This is a genomic window from Pseudomonas sp. NPDC089406 (assembly GCF_044900265.1).
GTDB lineage: Bacteria > Pseudomonadota > Gammaproteobacteria > Pseudomonadales > Pseudomonadaceae > Aquipseudomonas > Aquipseudomonas fakonensis.
Genome location: NZ_JBJDNC010000002.1, coordinates 53443 through 72371 on the forward strand (window position 1 = coordinate 53443; position 18929 = coordinate 72371).

Sequence of the window (18929 nt, forward strand, 5' to 3'; positions counted from 1 at the left end):
CCATGTACACGAAAACGACATTTTCCCGACGACTGACGCGCTTGCTGACCGGCACGCTGGCCGCCCTGTGCTTCATGGCACCCGGCGTTCGCACGCTGGCAGACGCGTTCACCTTGCCTGAACAGCTTATCGGTGTCACCCAAGGGTTTCTTGAATTCACCGTCGAAGACTACCTGGCCACCACCCAGACCCAAGGCCGCTACGAGATCCAGGTCAACAACCTCGACCCGCGCCTGCGCATGCCGCTGTGCAGCCAGCAACTTGACGCTTCGCTGGAAAGCCCGACGCCGCTGGGCCGGGTGACGGTAAAGATACGCTGCGACGGCGCCGCCCCTTGGACGGTGTTCGTGCCGGCCCAGGTGCGCCTGCTGCGCAACGTGGTGGTGATGACCCGCCCGCTCAAGCGCGAAAGCATGGTCGAAGAAGGCGATGTGGCGCTACGCGAACGTGATGTCGGCACGCTCGGCCCCGGTTACCTGACGCAACTGGACCAGGCAGTAGGCATGAAACTTGTAAGGCCGATGGTGCTCGACCAGGTTTTGACGCAGGTGCAACTGGAACAGGCCGAGGTGATACGCAAGGGCGACCACGTAGTGATCATCGCTCGCAGCGGCAGCCTCAGCGTGCGCATGCCGGGCGAGGCATTGAGCAAGGGCGGCATGCAGGAACAGATCCGGGTACGCAACCTGAATTCCAAACGTGTGGTCAAGGCCCGGGTGACCGGCCCAGGCCAGGTAGAGGTAGCCATGTAGCACAGGCCCGGCAACGGGTTATCGACAAACGACAGAAGACTGGCGGTAAGGAACCCCGCCCCCTAAACTGTGTCGGAAATCGGGTCACGCAGGCCTGCTGACGGGCGGCAATGCATTTGCGCCTAAAGTTTGTTTCGGGTTGGCCGAAAACAAGGCATGCGTCCAAATACCCAGAGGTTCTGATCATGGTCATCGACTTCAGTCGTTTGAATAATTCTCCGTCCGTTACGGGCGGCGCTCGCGGCACCGCAGCTTCCGGCAACAGCGAAAAAGCCGGTGAAGCCAGCCAAGCCCCGGTGCGCAGCAATGCCAGCGGAGAAACGGTACACCTGAGCCAAGAGGCACAGCAGTTGCAAAAGATCAGCGACAAGCTGCGCGACCAGCCTACCGTCAACAGCGCCCGCGTGGCCGAGTTGAAGCAGGCGATCGCAGATGGCAGCTACCAGGTCGATGCCGGCCGGGTCGCCAGCAAACTGCTTGATTTCGAAGCGCAGCGCTAACCTTTCGGCGCGCTGACTTCAAGGACGCAACAACCCCAAGAGTTAGCCATGCACGACATCACCCTGCTGCAACTGATCGAAGACGACATCGCCCCGACGCAGGAACTGCTCGAGCTCCTGGAACAGGAAGCACTCGCCCTGCACGGCCGCGACATGCCAATGCTGGAACATATCCTGGCACGCAAGCAGTCGTTGATCGTGTTGCTCGAACAGCAGGGGCAGCGGCGCAGGCTGCTGCTGACCGGCCAGGGCCTGAGCCCAGACCGCGCCGGCGTGCAGGTAATGGCTGCACAGTCGCCCAACGGCGAACTTCTTTTGCAGCAGCTCGATGTGCTCAGCCAGTTGCTCGATACCTGCCAGAAGGTCAACGAGACCAATGGCCGGATCATCCAGATGCAGCAACACACCACGGCCAACCAGATCAGAATCCTCCACGGCGGCGATTCCCCGTCGCTGTACGACAGCCGTGGCACCACCTCACCGATGGCCAAGCCCCGGGCGCTCAGCCAAGTGTGATTGTCTATATTCAAGGCACGGAACATACTGGCAAAATGCCTTTACTTGCGTGTGTCGTTTTTGCCTGGAGATTGAAAACCCGTGTTCAATGAAACCGATGCCCCCCAGCCACCAAAGGTGCTCAGTACCCCTTTGGAGATTGCGGCCAACCTGCGCCAGCTGCTGGAGAGCCACGACCCGCTGATCATCAGCTTCCCTGAGCGCAGCCAGCGGTTCCAGAGCTATGTGGTGCACGTCGACCGCGACACCGGTGTAGTCGCCCTGGACGAAATGATCCCCCGCGACGGCGAGAAGTTCATCGAGAACGGCGAGCCGTTCCGTGTCGAAGGTTTCCACGACGGCGTGCGCATCGCCTGGGAATGCAACACCCCGCTGAGCATTACTGAAATCGACGGCCACCGCTGCTACCGCGGCCCGCTGCCCGAAGAAGTCACCTATCACCAGCGCCGCAATGCCTTCCGCGCCGCGCTGAAGCTGTCGCAGCTGGTCGATGTGATGCTCGACGGCACCTACCTCAAGGGCAACGGCGCCCTGCGCGGCAAACTGCTGGATATTTCTGCCACCGGCTGCAAATTGCGCTTCGAGGGCAACGTCGAAGACCGCCTGCAACTGGGCCAGGTGTACGAGCGCTTCAAGGCAGCCGCCCCACTGGGCCTGACCGACACCATGGTCGAGCTGCGCCACCTGCACTATGAAGAGCGCATCAACACCACCTTCGCCGGCATCCGCTTCCATAACCTGAGCGGCCAGGCGCAGCGCAAGATCGAAGGCTTCGTGTACCAACTGCAGCGCGAGGCGCGGCGGTTCGACAAAGACGACTATTGATCCCAGGCCTGATTCACCAACGCCACCTTCGGGTGGCGTTTTCATTCCTGCCCAGCCACCACTACCGCCACCCACGACCGCTAAAGCAGCCCTTCCACCTGCCGCCCTACCCCGCCCGAGCTTAGGTTTGGCCGTCGCTCCCACGAGGAGCCCTGCCGCAAACCGGAGCCAACATGATCAATACCCACTTCACCGCCGAGTTGCATTGCAAGTATGGCCGGATCGGGGTAACCCAATACCCCCATGCCTGGGCGGCAGACCTTCCTGCCAAATATGATGGCTGGCTACGCCCCGAGCATAGGGGCGCACACGGGTTCAGGCCGGTCGAATTCAAATTCCAGTTCGTCAAACAGACCGACCGCCATATCTACACCATCACCGCCACTGGCGACTGGGCCTACGCCGGCGCCCGGCTGGAAAAAAGCAAAAAGGGCTGGCTGGGGTTGTACAGCACCCATGTAGCCGGGCGCGTCATCGATTGGGCTACCTTCGGCCCCCTGTTCACGGCCGAATGGAAAATCGAGCCCCTGCAGCACTGGGATGGCGAACCAGGGTCCATCAGCGAGGTGAGCTTTCACCTTCGGGATGCAGATGGCCACCGGGTCGCCCTGATCAATGAGGGCGGGTACTACATGAATGCAGGAGAGACGCCAGGGGAAATCCTGACATTTACCTTGGACAACGTTCGCCTGCGCTGAACAGACAAGGCGAAAACAGGTGAGCAACGGCAAGGGTCGCAACCGCCACTGTAACCTTTCCCGCTGCCCGACCCTGCAGCCCCGGCTTATGTTCAGCCATCGCTCCCGCAGGGAGCCTTGTCATAATCCGGAGCTGCAATGATCAACGCCAACTTCACCGCTGAACTGCACTGCCGCCATGGCCAGATAGGCGTGGCCGATACATCGTTTTCCGATCACTTCATTACCAGCGCAGTTGAAGATGGCTGGCTATGTACGCAAAGCTGGAGGCCGAAAGGACGCGAGCAAACGTTCAAGGCTGTCAGGTTTGCATTCAGCTTCATCGAACAGGCTGGCGATCGCACCCATTACCACATCACCTGTATCGACAACTGGGACTACAAAGAGGCCAAGCTTGAACGTAATAGCAATGGCTGGCTCGGACTGTATGGCACCCATGTGGTCGGCAGGCTCATGGATGCGCTCAACCCTGCGAACATGTTCGGCCGCCGGGGCTTTTGGAAGATCCAGCAGCTATCAGAATGGGACGGTGACCTGAACAGCATCGAAGCGGTCGACTTCTACTTGCGTGACCACTTGGGCCACCAGGTATCAAGAACCAAAAATGACCGGGGCCCCGAGTTCTACCTGAACGCTGGTATACCCGGTTTTGAGATATTGAAATTCACCCTGAAGAACGTGGAGCTGGAATAGCCCCCATGGGCCATCGTCGGCTGCAACTGCCCCGCCACCGACCGCCCCCTCTTATACCTGACTGTCCGCACTGGACGGCTTCTTGACTGCCGCCGCCGGCTCAGGCCCCTCTTGCTCGGTATCCTCCGCCGCCACCGGCGCCTGCATCACTTCCTGCACGGTCTGCTCGTCAACCCGCGGGTCGAGCGCGGCCGACAAGGGCGAGCCGGCCGCCGGCATGGCCACGTGGCCCAGGGGCGCATCCTGCACCTGGTGCAGGCCTGTGACTGCCTGCGGCCGGATGCGCCACACCAGCACCAGGGCGAAGAACAGGAAGAAGGCATAGAGCATCTGCGGCCCCAGCAGCTTCATAAGTACACCCGCCGCCAGTGGCCCGATACAGGCGCCTACGCCATAGGTGACCAACAGCATGGCGGTCAGCGAGACGCGCCGTTCGCTCTCCACGTGGTCGTTGGAGAACGCCACCGCCAGCGGGTACAGGCAGAACTGCAACAACGAGATAACGAAGCCAATGCCGAACAGCAGCTCCAGCGGCACCCCCGGCAGAATTGCCAGTGGCGCCGAAGCCAGCGCCAGGCCGATGGCCACGCTGCGGATCAGCACCGCCCGGTCGTAACGGTCGGACAACCAGCCCAGCGGCCACTGCACCAGAAGGCCGGCAAAGATGCAGCTACCCATGAACAGGCCGATCTGCTCGGTGCTCAGCCCCTGGTTGGCCGCATACAAAGGCGCCAGGCCGTAGAACGAGCCGACGATCAGCCCCGAGCCCAGCACTGTGGACAGCGACTGCGGCACGCGCTTGATGAAGAACTTCGGCTCCATGGGCGCCGGGCGCAAGGGTGCGGGGTGAATGCGCCGGGTCATGGCCACCGGCACCAGGCACAGGGCGAAGCACATGGCCACCAGCATGAGCAGTTCCGGGCCCAGTTGCGGGTGTACCACCAGGATCAGCTGGCCCAGCACCAGGCCAAGATAGGAGGCGATCATGTAGCCGCTGAACACCGCACCGCGGTGCTTGGCATCGGCCTGCTCGTTGAGCCAGCTTTCGATGACCATGTACTGGCACATCATGCCCAGGCCGACGATCATGCGCAGGCCGATCCACACCGGCAGCCAGTTGGTCAGGCCATGCCCGAGCACCGCCGCGCCGACGATACCGGCGCAGGTGGCATAGGCGCGGATGTGCCCGACCCGGCCGATCAGCCGGTGGCCGACCTTGCCGCCCACGGCCAGGCCAAAATAGTTGGCCGCCATCAGCGCACCGACCCACAGGCTGTCGACATGCTCGGCAGCCAGGCGCAGGGCCAGGTAAGTGCTGAGCAGGCCGGAGCCGATCAGCATCATCAGGGCAGCGAAATACAACGACTGAAACGGCTTCCAGATATTGCGCATACGTCCCGTGAAGCTCCCTGGTCAGGTGGCGGCGGTGCAAGCAAGCATAAGGGCAAACCTTTCCCGACGCAGGCCCCGAATCCGGAAATTTACACCGGCGGCGCACCTGGCACAGGTTACGTCGCGCACAGGCCAAGCGGCCCCTGCTGGCCTACCCCCAGGACAGCGCCGAACCTGTAGGAGCAGGCTTGCCTGCGATTAGGCCATGGGCAATCACAACAAGCCCGGATTAAACATTTGCAGGCCCGGCCCTATCGCCGGCAAGCCGGCTCCTACAGGGTGATCAGCAGATCCCATTACTCACGCAGGGTCATGCCATTGGCCGGCAGCGGCAGTGCGGTCTTGTAGCGCACCTGCTTGAGGGCAAAGCTGGAGCGGATGTTGGCCACCCCGGGCAGGCGGGTCAGGTAGTCGAGAAAACGCTCCAGCGCCTGAATGCTTGGCAGCAGCACCCGCAGCAGGTAGTCCGGGTCACCGGTCATCAGGTAGCACTCCATCACCTCGGGGCGCACGGCGATTTCTTCTTCGAAGCGGTGCAGCGACTCCTCCACCTGCTTTTCCAGGCTGACATGGATGAACACGTTGACATCCAGCCCCAGCACCTCAGGCGACAGCAGCGTGACCTGCTGGCGGATCACCCCCAGCTCTTCCATGGCCTTGACCCGGTTGAAACACGGTGTGGGCGACAGGTTCACCGAGCGGGCAAGCTCGGCGTTGGTGATGCGGGCGTTTTCCTGCAGGCTGTTGAGGATGCCGATATCGGTGCGATCCAGTTTGCGCATGAGACAAATTCACCTGGTTTTTTTGTTTGTACGGAATGTTTATCTCCCCGCCCGGGCAAAGGCAATGAACATGAGAGAAAAATTCTCCGCCCGGCCCCCTATCATGTAACTGACGCTGACCTGCCAGTCACAAGCCGGCACTCAGCGGCGGCCGCTTCAGAGCTCACAAAAACAACATCCGAGCGAGCGTAAAAAGCATGAACGAGTACGCCCCCCTGCGTTTGCATGTGCCCGAGCCTACCGGCCGGCCAGGCTGCCAGACCGATTTCTCCTACCTGCGCCTGAACGACGCAGGTTCTGTACGCAAACCCCCGATCGACGTCGAACCCGCCGACACCGCCGACCTGTCCGGCAGCCTGGTGCGTGTGCTCGATGCCCATGGCGATGCCCTCGGCCCATGGGCTGAGGGCATCGACCCGCAGGTGCTGCGCCAGGGCATGCGCGCCATGCTCAAGACGCGCATCTTCGACAGCCGCATGGTGGTTGCCCAACGCCAGAAGAAAATGTCCTTCTACATGCAGAGCCTGGGTGAGGAAGCCATCGGCAGCGCCCAGGCGCTGGCCCTCAACCGCAGCGACATGTGCTTCCCCACCTACCGCCAGCAAAGCATCCTGATGGCCCGCGACGTGTCGCTGGTGGAGATGATCTGCCAGTTGCTGTCCAACGAGCGCGACCCGCTCAAGGGCCGCCAGCTGCCGATCATGTACTCGGTGCGCGAGGCCGGTTTCTTCACCATCAGTGGTAACCTGGCCACCCAGTTCGTGCAGGCGGTGGGCTGGGCCATGGCCTCGGCGATCAAGGGCGACACCAAAATAGCTTCGGCCTGGATCGGCGACGGCGCCACTGCCGAGTCGGACTTCCACACCGCGCTGACCTTCGCCCACGTGTACCGCGCCCCGGTGATCCTCAACGTGGTCAACAACCAGTGGGCGATTTCCACCTTCCAGGCCATTGCCGGTGGCGAGCAGACCACCTTCGCCGGCCGCGGCGTGGGCTGCGGCATCGCCTCGCTACGGGTCGACGGCAACGACTTCATCGCGGTGTACGCCGCCTCGCGCTGGGCTGCCGAGCGCGCCCGCCGTGGCCTGGGCCCAACCCTGATCGAATGGGTCACCTACCGCGCCGGCCCCCACTCCACCTCGGACGACCCGTCCAAGTACCGCCCCGCCGATGACTGGAGCCACTTCCCGCTGGGCGACCCGATCGCCCGCCTGAAGCAGCACCTGATCAAGACCGGCCACTGGTCCGAGGACGAACACCAGGCCACCACCGCCGAATTCGAAGCCGCAGTCATCGCCGCGCAAAAAGAAGCGGAGCAGTACGGCACCCTGGCCAACGGCCACATCCCCAGCGCGGCCTCGATGTTCGAGGACGTGTACAAGGAAATGCCCGATCACCTGCGCCGTCAGCGCCAGCAACTGGGGGTCTGACATGAACGATCACAACAACAGCATCAACCCGGAAACCGCCATGGCCACCAGTACCCTGACCATGATCCAGGCCCTGCGCTCGGCCATGGACGTGATGCTCGAGCGCGACGACAACGTGGTGGTGTATGGCCAGGACGTGGGCTACTTCGGCGGCGTATTCCGCTGCACCGAGGGCCTGCAGGCCAAATACGGCAAGTCGCGGGTGTTCGACGCACCGATTTCCGAAAGCGGCATCGTCGGTACCGCCGTGGGCATGGGCGCCTACGGCCTGCGCCCGGTGGTGGAGATCCAGTTCGCCGACTACTTCTACCCAGCCTCCGACCAGATCGTTTCGGAGATGGCGCGCCTGCGCTACCGCTCGGCCGGCGAGTTCATCTCACCGCTGACCCTGCGCATGCCCTGTGGCGGCGGCATCTACGGCGGGCAGACCCACAGCCAGAGCCCGGAAGCGATGTTCACCCAGGTGTGCGGCCTGCGCACGGTCATGCCGTCCAACCCGTATGACGCCAAGGGCCTGCTGATCGCCTCGATCGAATGCGACGACCCGGTGATCTTCCTCGAGCCCAAACGCCTGTACAACGGCCCGTTCGACGGCCACCACGACCGCCCTGTCACGCCGTGGTCCAAGCACCCGCAAAGCGCGGTGCCGGACGGCTACTACACGGTACCGCTGGACAAGGCAGCGATCACCCGCCCGGGCAACGATGTCACCGTACTGACCTACGGCACCACGGTCTACGTGGCCCAGGTGGCCGCCGAAGAGAGCGGCGTCGACGCCGAGGTCATCGACCTGCGCAGCCTGTGGCCGCTGGACCTGGAGACCATCGTCGAGTCGGTGCAGAAGACCGGCCGCTGCGTGGTCGTGCATGAGGCCACCCGCACCTGCGGCTTTGGTGCCGAGCTGGTGGCGCTGGTGCAGGAGCACTGCTTCCACCACCTGGAGGCGCCAATCGAGCGCGTCACCGGCTGGGACACCCCCTACCCCCACGCACAGGAATGGGCCTACTTCCCCGGCCCTTCGCGGGTAGGCGCGGCATTGAAACGGGTCATGGAGGTCTGAATGGGCACGCACGTCATCAAGATGCCGGACATCGGCGAAGGCATCGCGCAGGTCGAGTTGGTGGAATGGTTCGTCAAGGTCGGTGATGTCATCAGCGAAGACCAGGTGGTGGCCGATGTCATGACCGACAAGGCCACGGTGGAAATCCCCTCGCCGGTCAGCGGCAAGGTTCTGGCGCTCGGCGGCCAGCCGGGCGAAGTCATGGCGGTGGGCAGCGAGCTGATCCGCATCGAGGTCGAAGGCAGCGGCAACCATGTCGACACGCCCCAGGCCAAGCCGGTAGAGCCGGCGCCGGTGCAGGCACAGGCCCCGGCCCGCGCTGAAGCCCCCGTGCAAACACCCCCACAGGCCGCCAGTTGCCGCGCCGCCGCACCCATCGTGCCGCGCGAGGCAGGCGCCAAGCCGCTGGCCTCCCCCGCCGTGCGCAAGCGCGCGCTGGATGCCGGCATCGAGCTACGTTACGTGCACGGTAGCGGCCCGGCCGGGCGCATCCTGCATGAAGACCTCGACGCCTTCATCAGCAAACCGCACAGCAGCGCCGGGCAGGCCCCGGGCGGCTATGCCAAGCGCAGCGACAGCGAGCAGGTGCCGGTGATCGGCCTGCGCCGCAAGATCGCCCAGCGCATGCAGGACGCCAAGCGCCGCGTTGCGCACTTCAGCTACGTTGAGGAAATCGACGTCACCGCCCTGGAAGCCCTGCGCCAGCAACTCAACGCCAAGCATGGCGAAAGCCGCGGCAAGCTGACCTTGCTGCCGTTTTTGGTGCGCGCCATGGTGGTCGCCCTGCGCGACTTCCCGCAGATCAACGCCACCTATGACGACGAAGCCCAGGTCATCACCCGCCATGGCGCGGTGCATGTGGGCATCGCCACCCAGGGCGACAACGGCCTGATGGTGCCGGTGCTGCGCCACGCCGAGGCCGGCAGCCTGTGGGGCAACGCCAGCGAAATCGCCCGGGTAGCCAATGCTGCACGCAACAACAAGGCCACACGCGAAGAGCTGACCGGCTCGACCATCACCCTGACCAGCCTCGGCGCGCTGGGCGGCATCGTCAGCACCCCGGTGGTCAACACCCCGGAAGTGGCCATCGTCGGCGTCAACCGCATGGTCGAGCGCCCGGTGGTGGTCGACGGCCAGATCGTCGTGCGCAAGATGATGAACCTGTCCAGCTCGTTCGATCACCGGGTGGTCGACGGCATGGATGCCGCACTGTTCATCCAGGCCGTGCGCGGCCTGCTGGAACAACCTGCCTGCCTGTTCGTGGAGTGACCATGCAACCGATTATCGACACCAGCCTGCTGATCATCGGCGGCGGCCCCGGCGGCTACGTGGCGGCCATCCGCGCCGGGCAGTTGGGTATCCCCACCGTGCTGGTAGAGGGCCAGGCCCTCGGCGGCACCTGCCTGAACATCGGCTGCATCCCGTCCAAGGCGCTGATTCACGTGGCCGAGCAGTTCCACCAGGCCAGCCGCTTCACCGAACCTTCGCCGCTGGGCATCAGCGTGTCTTCGCCGCGCCTGGACATCAGCCGCAGCGTGGAGTGGAAAGACGGCATCGTCGACCGCCTCACCAGCGGCGTGGCGGCCCTGCTGAAAAAACACGGCGTGAAGGTGGTGCATGGCTGGGCGAAGATCCTCGACGGCAAGAACGTCGAGGTGGACGGCCAGCGCATCCAGTGCGAACACTTGTTGCTGGCCACCGGCTCCAGCAGCGTCGAACTGCCGATGCTGCCCATCGGCGGGCCTATCGTTTCCTCCACCGAAGCCCTGGCACCCAAAGCACTGCCCCGCCACCTGGTGGTGGTGGGCGGCGGCTATATCGGCCTGGAGCTGGGCATTGCCTACCGCAAGCTGGGCGCGCAGGTCAGCGTGGTGGAAGCGCGCGAGCGCATCCTGCCGACCTATGACGCGGAGCTGACCGCACCGGTAACCGACTCACTGAAAAAACTGGGTATCGCCCTGCACCTGGGCCACAGCGTCGAGGGCTATGCCGACGGTTGCCTGCTGGCCCGTGACACTGAAGGTAGCGAACTGCGCCTGGAGGCCGACCAGGTGCTGGTGGCCGTTGGCCGCCGGCCGCGCACCCAGGGCTTTGGCCTGGAAAGCCTGGCGCTGAAGATGAACGGCGCCGCCATCGCCATCGACGAACGCTGCCAGACCAGCATGCACAATGTGTGGGCCATTGGCGATGTGGCCGGCGAGCCGATGCTGGCGCACCGGGCCATGGCGCAGGGCGAGATGGTCGCCGAAATCATCGCCGGCAAGGCGCGGCGCTTCGAGCCCAGCGCAATCGCTGCGGTGTGCTTCACCGACCCGGAAGTGGTGGTGGCGGGCATGACGCCCGACCAGGCCGGCCAGCAAGGCGTGGACTGCATCGTCGCGCAGTTCCCCTTCGCGGCCAACGGCCGGGCCATGAGCCTTGAGTCGAAAAGCGGTTTCGTGCGGGTGGTGGCACGGCGTGACAACCACCTGATCCTCGGCTGGCAGGCGGTGGGGGTTGCGGTTTCGGAGTTGTCCACGGCGTTTGCCCAGTCGCTTGAGATGGGCGCGCGGCTGGAAGATGTGGCCGGCACCATCCATGCCCACCCAACTCTCGGTGAGGCGGTGCAGGAAGCGGCACTGCGGGCGCTGGGGCATGCGTTGCATATCTAGGTACTGAAGCGGCGAGAGCCGATTTGGCCCGTGGCGTTACCAGACGTCGCGGGCATTTTTTTGCGCGAGGATATTGAGCGCCTGTACCGGCCTCATCGCCGGCAAGCCGGCTCCTACAGGGGCAGCGCTTGCTTCCGGATTTGCGCGATCGGTGTAGGAGCCGGCTTGCCGGCGATGGGGCCGGTACAGGCATGGTTACTCGGCGACGATGTTCTTGCCCGCCGCCTTGGCCCGGTACAGCGCCTGGTCGGCGCGGGCCAAGAGGCCTTGCTGGTTCTCGCCATCGCACCATTGCACCACCCCGTAGCTCATGGTCAGCCGGCAATCGCCCACCGGCTCAAGGCCTGCCAGGGCCTGGCGGATGCGCTGTGCCATGTCACTGGCCTCGCTGAGCAAGGTGCCCGGCAACACCACGGCAAACTCATCACCGCCCCAGCGTGCCAGTAAATCCTGCGGGCGCAGGCACTGGCGCACGCGCTCGGTCACCTCGATCAGCACCGCATCGCCGCGGGCATGGCCGTGCAGGTCGTTGATCGGCTTGAAGTCGTCCAGGTCCATGGCAATCAGTGCCAATGGCTCGCGAAAGCGCCTGGCCCGCTCGCACTCCTGCTGCAGGGTCTTTTCCAGGTGGTAGCGGTTGGCGGTGCGGGTCAGCGCGTCACGCTCGGCCAGTACGCGGTTCTCGTCCAGCTGGCGCTGCAACTGCTGGTTGACCCAGGAAAGCTCGCGGGTACGCTCGGCCACCAGACTTTCCAGCGACTGGTTGCGCAGCTCAAGCTCGGCCACCAGGCGCTTGCCGGCGTCGATGTTGCGGTGAGCACCCAGCATGCGCGCCACCGAGCCATCCTCGTTGCGGGCAATGACGTGGCCGCTGTCCTCGACCCACAGGTAACTGCCGTCCTGGCACAGGCAGCGGTATTCGATGCGATAGCGCTCGTTGCGTTGCTCGATATAAGCCTCGAAATGCGCCATCACCCGCGGGTAGTCCTCGGGGTGGATCACGCTCTCCCAGGTGAGCACCGAATTGTCCTTGGAGTGGCTGACGTAGCCCAGCATCCGGTACCAGCCAGGGTTGCGGTAGACATAGCCGGTATTGGCGTTCCAGTCCCAGATACCGTCGCTGACCAGATCGAACAAAGTGTGCAGTTGCTGCTCGGTGAAGCCGGTCGGTACCGGCTTGGATGCCTGACTCATGGACGCTCCTGTCGTTGCCCAGCAACTGCGCCCCGCTCTCAAGGCTGCCGATGTTCGTCAGAATTGCCGCAGGCGGCAACCCTGTTCCCCTGATGGGCAAGCATATGCCCAGGGCAGCGCTACCGGAATAGCCAAATAGGCTATTTCAACGGCCTTGCGACCGCTGGCACAGCTTTTGCCACTTTGCTGGCGCCAACCGATTCTTCCAGGAGGACAACCATGGTCATCGCATTGAACGGGCTGGGCTGGCAGACAGCCGTCCAGCAGCACAACCGTACCAACAACGAACAGGCCCTGAGCCAGTTCGTACCGGTACGCCAGGTGGCGGCCACCCGCGACACGGCCGCGCAGCAGAACAGCCAGGGCAGCACCTCGCAGCAGAGCAGCGAAGACAACCAGAAAGAGGCCTTCGCCAAGCTGCTGGTGATGCTGCAGAACCCCGACAGCGCTGCACGCCAGCAGGCCAGCGTCGGCAAGCAGGAGCAAAGCAGCGCAGCCCAGGACTTCCATGACTACATGGCCAAGTCGCCGGAGGAGAAGATCAAGGAGAAGATGCTGCAGGAACTGGGGCTGACCGAGGACGAATACGATGCTCTGCCGCCGGAGCAGAAAGCTGCGATCGACGATCAGATCGCACAGCGCATGAAAGAGGATGTAGAGCTCAAGACCCAGGCCAAGCTGCAGCAGGCGCAGCAGACCCAACAGGCGCAGCAGGTCAGCAGTGGCCTGACGGTAGCCGCCTCGGGGGCCGAGGACAGCGAGAAGCAGAAAGCCGCCGAGCTTTGAGCGGCAACCCTGCGGTCGGCATGCAGAGGCCGCATTGCCCCTGCATGCCGACGCTGCGCATCAGACGCGGAAGTAGCCCACGGTCGAATCGAACGGCAGGCGCTTGAGTTCGACCTTGTTCAGGTCCAGCACATCACGCAGCGCCTGGGTTTCGCCCGGGAAGTTGCGATAGGCCACTTCGTCCAGCACCACGATCGCGCCCTTGGGCATGTACGGCAGGAAGGTTTCCAGCGCCACCTTGGTCGACTTGTACAGGTCGGTGTCGAGGATCAGCATCGCCACCACCAGGTCGGGGCGGGTCTTGACGAAGGCCGGCACGGTTTCGAGGATGTCGCCCTTGACGATCTCGCAGCGCGGGATGCGGTTGACCGGACGGATCAGATCGTTGGCATCGATCATGTCCTGGATCAGGGTTTCGTCGGTGTCGGAGAACATGTTCTCGTTGATGTCGGCAGGGTCCTGCTCGGCATCGATGCTGGCAAAACCGCCAAAAGTATCGAAACCGATGATCGAACGGTTGATCGCGTAAGGTTCCAGGATCATCGACAGCTGCATGTACAGCATCAGCGAGTTGCCCTTGTACACACCGCACTCAACGATGGCGCCCGGCACATCCTGGACCATCTTGAACAGCTCGATGCGCGACAGCGCGGCGGTCACGGCGATACGGTTGGCAAACACGAACGGCGCATCGGCCACATATTGGGCATCGACACGGCTCAGCACGCTGGCGCGCTTTTCGTTGTACTCGACCTCGGCAGCAGTCAGGCGACGCTTGGTCATGGGTTAACTCCCTGGAATTGCGAAAAGTCGCTGGCATTGAAATAGTCTTTGAAGCCGGCTTCTGGGTCCGAACAGCCGTTGTCGACGTTTGGCGCGCCGCGCTTGTGCAGCAAGTCTTGCAGGTGGATCAGGCGAAAGTCCACGCTGAAACGCACCTTGTCGGTGAAGTTGGCCACGGTGCCGTGCAGGTGGGAGCCTGAGAAGATCAGGATCTCGCCACTGTTGCCCGCCACCCGCAGCTCGGCGCTGGTGTCGATATCTTCCAGCGGCACCGGGTGCACCCGGGTCTCTTCGGTGATGTTCTGCGCGGCGGCGAAACGCTGCGAGTTGATCCAGTGCTCCAGGCTCCAGTCGCCGGAGCTGTTCTGCACCGGCCGGTCAAAGTAGGCCGGGTTGATCATCATGGTCTGCTCGGGCTCGATGCTGTACACCGGCATCCAGGTGTTGACCTGGCTTTCGACGCCGCCATACCAGGTGTCACGGTGCGGCTTGTAGGCGTAGCTCACGCCGGCATGCAGGTAGTCGTAGTTGGGCACTACGCGCACCCGTGGCACGTCGAAGATGTATTCGTTGAGGTCTGCGCCGATTTCACGCAAGAAATCGCGGATCAGTTCCTTGGCTTCGGGGCCATTGGTGAACTGGCGCTTGAGCGCGGTGACGCGTTCGACGAAGGTTTCCACCGGCATCATCTTGTGCAGCGACTGGTGGTCGGTTTCACCGTCGAACGCGGCGGTGATGCTCTGCCGGGCCAGGGCGCACAGCTGGTGTGCGTTGGCAAGGCCGGTTTCGAGGAAGATGTCGCCCTTGAACAGCGAGCCCCGGAAGTCCGGCTTGTTTTTCACCTGGTTGACATAAAAATTCATACTTGCCCCTTCAGAACCCGTTGTGACCAATGCCCGCCACAGGCTGCAGCGACCGGCAGCGTGGCATGAATTGAAGCGGACGCAAGGCGACGCGCCCTGCCTCTGCGGGCAGGTACTCCAACCATTGGCGGTACGGATGCATGCCCCGTACCCAGTGACCAAGAGATCGGCATGCTGACAGGAAACTTTAAGCGGCGCGCGTACCGGCGATCAGTATCTGGCGGCTGCGGTACGGGGCTCGAGACGTCGGGTGGGCACCCGGGATGCAAAGCTTGAGATGCAGAGATTCAGGCGGTGAATCGGGGGATGCGCTCCCTGCTGGAGTCGAACCAGCATCTAACCCTTAGGAGGGGCTTATTCTATCCATTGAACTAAGGGAGCAAAGAGGCGCCATGTTGCTATGTAGAGGGCCAACGAGCAAGCTTTTTTGTAGGTAATCATCGGCTTACAGGTATGTAACCAGGCACGGCGTGAAGCTTAGTCATGCATCTTGCCGATTGTCTTGTCGCCAAGGGCGAATGTGCCCGTAGCCTTATTCCCAAGCACCCCTTCCTCACGCAAAAGCCTGAGCAAGGCCTGCACTGCCGCCTCAAGCGACGTTGAGTTGTCCAGCACATGCACGTCGGCATCATAGGCTGGCAAAGCCGTATTGCGGGCCAGGCGTTGCTCGATCTCGTCACTGCTCTCGCGCCCCCGCGCCAGCAAACGCGCACGCAAGGCCTGGGTCGACACCTTCAGGCCCACAACCAACAAACCAGGGTACTGCCGACGCGCCTGCGCCAGGTGGCCGCGGGAGCCATTGACCAGCACCGCAGTGCCGCTGGCGAGCCAGCGGTCGACCTGGGCAGGGATGCCGTAGCACAGGCCATTGGCCTGCCAGTGCAGGGCGAACTCGCCTGCCGCGCACATGATCTGGAACTGTTCGCGGCTCACGCTGTGGGCGGCCTCACCCCTGGCTTCGGCGGAACGGGTGATCACCCGCCGGGCGATTTCGATGCCGCCTGCGGCCAGTTCGCCACGGGCAGCATCGATGAGGGAATCTTTTCCCGAGCCAGACGGTCCGATCAGGAAGATCAACCGGCCAGGTGAAGGCAATGTGCCGCTTGCGTCATGTTGCATAGCCACTATGCTCAATGTGAGGGAAGCCGGCGCATTTTAGGCTTTTTCCCTCGCCTTTGCCGCCAGTTATCAGATTTTGACGACAAAGGTCTGACACCGGTGCAATTGGATGAAGGTTAAACTTTTCAAACCAGTGCGCATTTCTGATAATTGGTACTGGCATAAAGCCTTTATCCGGATCACTATTTGTCACAGAATTGACGCCAAGGAAACGGCGACGTTGAGGCAAGATGAAAAACCAAAATCAAACGACGGTTGAACATTTTGTCGTCGCCGCGGTCGTACCACCACCGTGCGGCCAATTTGATAACCGCTTCCCCTGAACCAGAACAACCGGTCAATTTATATGCGCCCAATGAAACAGGCTATCTATTCGAGCCGCACTGCTGACAAGTTCGTCGTCCGCCTGCCAGACGGGATGCGTGAGCGCATTGCCGAGGTAGCGCGCAACCATCACCGCAGCATGAACTCCGAAATCATCGCGCGCCTGGAGCAGAGCCTTATCCAGGAAGGCGCGTTGGGTGACGAGCTGAGCATGCGCCTGGACAGCCCTGAGCTGAGCCTGCACGAGCGTGAGCTGCTGCAGCGCTTCCGCCAACTGTCCCACCGCCAGCAGAACGCGCTGGTGGCCCTCATCGCTCACGATGTGGAAATGGCCGCAGACGCGTCCTGATCGCGCTTTACCGCCGCCCACAAAAAAGCCAGCGCAAGCTGGCTTTTTTGTGGGCGCTGTATTCTACCTTGGCTTCTGCAGAAGCGGGTTTACCGAAGTGCGGGATCACCGCGAAGCAGACGACGCGGTGCATGGCACCGGCTGCGCCGGTGATCGCGGGCAAGCCCGCTCCTACAGGGATCGCATAGCTTTCGAACCTGCGCCGTACCTGTAGGAGCCGGCTTGCCGGCGATGGGGCCGGCTACGCCGACAGCTTCAGAGCAGGAACAGCGTGGCCAGGCCAAGGAAGATGAAGAAGCCGCCGCTGTCGGTCACTGCGGTGATCATCACGCTGGAGCCCATGGCCGGGTCGCGGCCCAGGCGGGTCAGGGTCATCGGAATCAACACGCCCATCAACGCGGCCAGCAACAGGTTGAGGGTCATGGCCGCAGTCATCACCAAACCCAGCGACCAACTACCGTACAGCCAGAACGCCACCGCACCGATCACCCCACCCCAGATCAGGCCATTGAGCAAGGACACCGCCAGCTCCTTGCGCATCAGGCGGCTGGTGTTGCCCGGCGACACCTGGTCCAGGGCCATGGCCCGCACGATCATGGTGATGGTCTGGTTACCCGAGTTGCCGCCAATACCAGCCACAATCGGCATCAGCGCCGCCAGCGCCACCAGCTTCTCGATGGAGCCTTCGAACAGGCCGATCACCCGCGAAGCCAGAAACGCGGTGATCAGGTTGATCGCCAGCCATGCCCAGCGGTTGCGCAGCGAGCGCCAGACCGAGGCGAAGATGTCTTCCTCTTCGCGCAAACCGGCCATGTTGAGCACTTCGCTCTCGCTCTCTTCGCGGATCAGGTCGACCATCTCGTCAATGGTCAATCGGCCGATCAGGCGCCCGCTCTTGTCCACTACCGGGGCGGACACCAGGTCGTAGCGCTCGAAGGCCTGGGCGGCGTCGTAGGCATCTTCCTCGGGGTGGAACGCCACGGGGTCATTGGCCATGACCTCCGCGACCTTCTTGTCCGGGTCGTTGACCAACAACCGCTTGATCGGCAACACACCCTTGAGAATGCCGTCGTAGTCGACCACGAATAGCTTGTCGGTGTGGTTGGGCAGCTCCTTGAGCCTGCGCAGGTAGCGCAGCACCGTCTCCAGGCTGACGTCTTCGCGGATGGTGACCATCTCGAAGTCCATCAGCGCACCGACCTGCTCCTCGTCGTAGCTCAGGGCCGAACGCACGCGTTCGCGCTGCTGGGCATCGAGGCTTTCCATCAGCTCATGGACGACGTCGCGCGGCAGTTCTGGCGCAAGGTCAGCGAGCTCGTCGGCGTCCATTTCTTTGGCGGCAGCCAACAGCTCGTGATCGTCCATGTCGGCGATCAGGGTCTGACGGACAGCGTCGGACACTTCCAGCAGGATGTCGCCATCGCGGTCCGAGCGTACCAACTGCCAGACCGTCAGGCGGTCTTCCAGGGGCAAGGCTTCGAGGATGTAGGCGATGTCGGCAGGGTGCAGGTCGTCGAGCTTGCGTTGCAGCTCGACCAGGTTCTGACGGTGAACGAGGTTTTCCACCAGGTCATGATGGTGGCCTTCCTGGCGATGCGTCAGGTCTTCGACCACGCGCTGGCGCTGCAGCAGTTCGATCACCTGAGCCAGGCGATCCTGCAGGCTCTCTTGCGCTTTTTTTACTTCGATTTCAGTCATAGGCGTACTCCACTCCCAGCAGCGGAGCACGCCGGGAGAATCAATCAGGCAGATCTGTCTGGATGAAGCGTATTAACGAGTAACTACTGGGTAAGTCCATGGTGGGATTCCACAAGCCCCGGCGGGGCTGACGGGCGCAATCATACACGGTACAAGCTGCTGGATCGCTTAAATTTTTGGCCAGAACAATCGTTTGCGCGATAAAGCTATGACAACGCTCGAAGCCAACAGTGCGACGGTACAGAGTCGTCAAAAAGCACATCGATTCGAAAGGGGACTGTTTGCAGTCTAGCCATGGACGGCAAACTGATACGAGATACCGCGCTTGAGGCGGAAAAGAAAAAGCCCGCTTATTTGCATAAGCGGGCTTTTCAAGTGTGGCGGACTCAGCAGGATTCGAACCTGCGACCGCTCGGTTCGTAGCCGAGTACTCTATCCAGCTGAGCTATGAGTCCGTGGTGGTATTTTTAGACCAGGTTACCACTGGTGGGTTGAAGCATCTTTGCAAGCAAAG

General features: G+C 62.8%; 20 protein-coding genes and 2 tRNA genes. 12 read left to right on the plus strand and 10 right to left on the minus strand.

What is annotated here, in order from left to right:
* Positions 1–2 precede the first annotated feature (2 nt).
* The 6 genes from flgA to ACI2KK_RS01590 all read left to right on the plus strand — a co-directional run bounded on the left by flgA (position 3) and on the right by ACI2KK_RS01590 (position 3984).
* A complete protein-coding gene (gene flgA, locus ACI2KK_RS01565) occupies positions 3–752 on the plus strand; it encodes a flagellar basal body P-ring formation chaperone FlgA (protein WP_404667619.1) in 750 nt (249 codons plus the stop codon).
* A gap of 185 nt (positions 753–937) precedes the next feature.
* Entirely contained in the window at positions 938–1252 is a 315-nt protein-coding gene (gene flgM, locus ACI2KK_RS01570) for a flagellar biosynthesis anti-sigma factor FlgM (RefSeq protein ID WP_404667620.1), read from the plus strand.
* 48 nt (positions 1253–1300) lie between these two features.
* Positions 1301–1768 (plus strand): flagella synthesis protein FlgN, encoded by a 468-nt coding sequence (locus tag ACI2KK_RS01575; protein WP_217839692.1) that lies wholly within the window; start codon positions 1301–1303, stop codon positions 1766–1768.
* A gap of 81 nt (positions 1769–1849) precedes the next feature.
* Positions 1850–2593 (plus strand): flagellar brake protein, encoded by a 744-nt coding sequence (locus tag ACI2KK_RS01580; protein ID WP_404667621.1) that lies wholly within the window; start codon positions 1850–1852, stop codon positions 2591–2593.
* A 173-nt stretch (positions 2594–2766) separates the two neighbouring features.
* The gene (locus ACI2KK_RS01585) at positions 2767–3291 is read left to right on the plus strand and encodes a hypothetical protein (protein ID WP_404667622.1); all 525 of its coding nucleotides are present in this window, start codon (positions 2767–2769) and stop codon (positions 3289–3291) included.
* A 138-nt stretch (positions 3292–3429) separates the two neighbouring features.
* Complete coding sequence (locus ACI2KK_RS01590) at positions 3430–3984, plus strand: hypothetical protein (protein WP_404667623.1); 555 nt, start codon at positions 3430–3432, stop codon at positions 3982–3984.
* A gap of 51 nt (positions 3985–4035) precedes the next feature.
* Here ACI2KK_RS01590 and ACI2KK_RS01595 read toward each other — a convergent pair whose 3' ends face one another.
* Complete coding sequence (locus ACI2KK_RS01595; protein WP_404667624.1) at positions 4036–5376, minus strand: MFS transporter; 1341 nt, start codon at positions 5374–5376, stop codon at positions 4036–4038.
* A gap of 296 nt (positions 5377–5672) precedes the next feature.
* Positions 5673–6158, minus strand: coding sequence for a Bkd operon transcriptional regulator BkdR (gene bkdR, locus ACI2KK_RS01600; RefSeq protein WP_217839696.1), 486 nt, complete (start codon positions 6156–6158; stop codon positions 5673–5675).
* 197 nt (positions 6159–6355) lie between these two features.
* Here bkdR and ACI2KK_RS01605 point away from each other — a divergent pair, with 197 nt between their 5' ends.
* Genes ACI2KK_RS01605 through lpdA form a run of 4 tightly spaced genes read left to right on the plus strand, consistent with a single transcriptional unit; the run spans position 6356 to position 11299 of the window.
* Positions 6356–7588 carry a 3-methyl-2-oxobutanoate dehydrogenase (2-methylpropanoyl-transferring) subunit alpha gene (locus tag ACI2KK_RS01605; protein WP_404667625.1) on the plus strand — a complete coding sequence of 411 codons (1233 nt, stop codon included), beginning with the start codon at positions 6356–6358 and terminating at the stop codon, positions 7586–7588.
* 1 nt (position 7589) lies between these two features.
* Positions 7590–8648 (plus strand): alpha-ketoacid dehydrogenase subunit beta, encoded by a 1059-nt coding sequence (locus ACI2KK_RS01610; protein WP_404667626.1) that lies wholly within the window; start codon positions 7590–7592, stop codon positions 8646–8648.
* Positions 8649–9917, plus strand: a complete 1269-nt coding sequence (locus ACI2KK_RS01615) for a dihydrolipoamide acetyltransferase family protein (RefSeq protein ID WP_404667627.1) — start codon at positions 8649–8651, stop codon at positions 9915–9917.
* Positions 9918–9919: 2 nt separating this feature from the next.
* Positions 9920–11299, plus strand: coding sequence for a dihydrolipoyl dehydrogenase (gene lpdA / locus ACI2KK_RS01620; RefSeq protein WP_404667628.1), 1380 nt, complete (start codon positions 9920–9922; stop codon positions 11297–11299).
* A 195-nt stretch (positions 11300–11494) separates the two neighbouring features.
* On the opposite strand, the gene ACI2KK_RS01625 is transcribed toward lpdA, so the two are convergent.
* Positions 11495–12493 (minus strand): diguanylate cyclase domain-containing protein, encoded by a 999-nt coding sequence (locus ACI2KK_RS01625; protein ID WP_404667629.1) that lies wholly within the window; start codon positions 12491–12493, stop codon positions 11495–11497.
* Between the two features lie 219 nt (positions 12494–12712).
* Here ACI2KK_RS01625 and ACI2KK_RS01630 point away from each other — a divergent pair, with 219 nt between their 5' ends.
* Positions 12713–13279: a hypothetical protein gene (locus ACI2KK_RS01630; protein ID WP_404667630.1), complete on the plus strand. Its 567-nt coding sequence runs from the start codon at positions 12713–12715 to the stop codon at positions 13277–13279.
* Between the two features lie 60 nt (positions 13280–13339).
* Here the strand turns inward: ACI2KK_RS01630 and ACI2KK_RS01635 are convergent, their stop codons facing one another.
* From ACI2KK_RS01635 to phnN, 4 genes are all read right to left on the minus strand, one after another.
* Positions 13340–14062, minus strand: coding sequence for a TylF/MycF/NovP-related O-methyltransferase (locus tag ACI2KK_RS01635; RefSeq protein WP_217839703.1), 723 nt, complete (start codon positions 14060–14062; stop codon positions 13340–13342).
* Positions 14059–14925 (minus strand): hypothetical protein, encoded by an 867-nt coding sequence (locus tag ACI2KK_RS01640; protein ID WP_369987478.1) that lies wholly within the window; start codon positions 14923–14925, stop codon positions 14059–14061. The genes ACI2KK_RS01635 and ACI2KK_RS01640 overlap by 4 nt, the downstream gene beginning before the upstream one ends.
* Positions 14926–15234: 309 nt before the next feature.
* Positions 15235–15306 (minus strand) — tRNA-Arg (locus tag ACI2KK_RS01645).
* Between the two features lie 96 nt (positions 15307–15402).
* A complete protein-coding gene (gene phnN, locus ACI2KK_RS01650) occupies positions 15403–16044 on the minus strand; it encodes a phosphonate metabolism protein/1,5-bisphosphokinase (PRPP-forming) PhnN (RefSeq protein ID WP_404667631.1) in 642 nt (213 codons plus the stop codon).
* Positions 16045–16390: 346 nt separating this feature from the next.
* On the opposite strand from phnN, the gene ACI2KK_RS01655 reads away from it, so the two are divergent.
* Positions 16391–16717 (plus strand): Arc family DNA-binding protein, encoded by a 327-nt coding sequence (locus ACI2KK_RS01655; protein ID WP_003254499.1) that lies wholly within the window; start codon positions 16391–16393, stop codon positions 16715–16717.
* 7 nt (positions 16718–16724) lie between these two features.
* Here the strand turns inward: ACI2KK_RS01655 and ACI2KK_RS01660 are convergent, their stop codons facing one another.
* The 3 genes from ACI2KK_RS01660 to ACI2KK_RS01670 form a co-directional block, all read right to left on the minus strand.
* Positions 16725–16880 carry a hypothetical protein gene (locus tag ACI2KK_RS01660; protein WP_404667632.1) on the minus strand — a complete coding sequence of 52 codons (156 nt, stop codon included), beginning with the start codon at positions 16878–16880 and terminating at the stop codon, positions 16725–16727.
* Positions 16881–16972: 92 nt separating this feature from the next.
* The gene (gene mgtE, locus ACI2KK_RS01665) at positions 16973–18415 is read right to left on the minus strand and encodes a magnesium transporter (protein WP_217839706.1); all 1443 of its coding nucleotides are present in this window, start codon (positions 18413–18415) and stop codon (positions 16973–16975) included.
* 378 nt (positions 18416–18793) lie between these two features.
* A tRNA-Arg gene (locus tag ACI2KK_RS01670) sits at positions 18794–18870 on the minus strand.
* Positions 18871–18929: the final 59 nt, after the last annotated feature.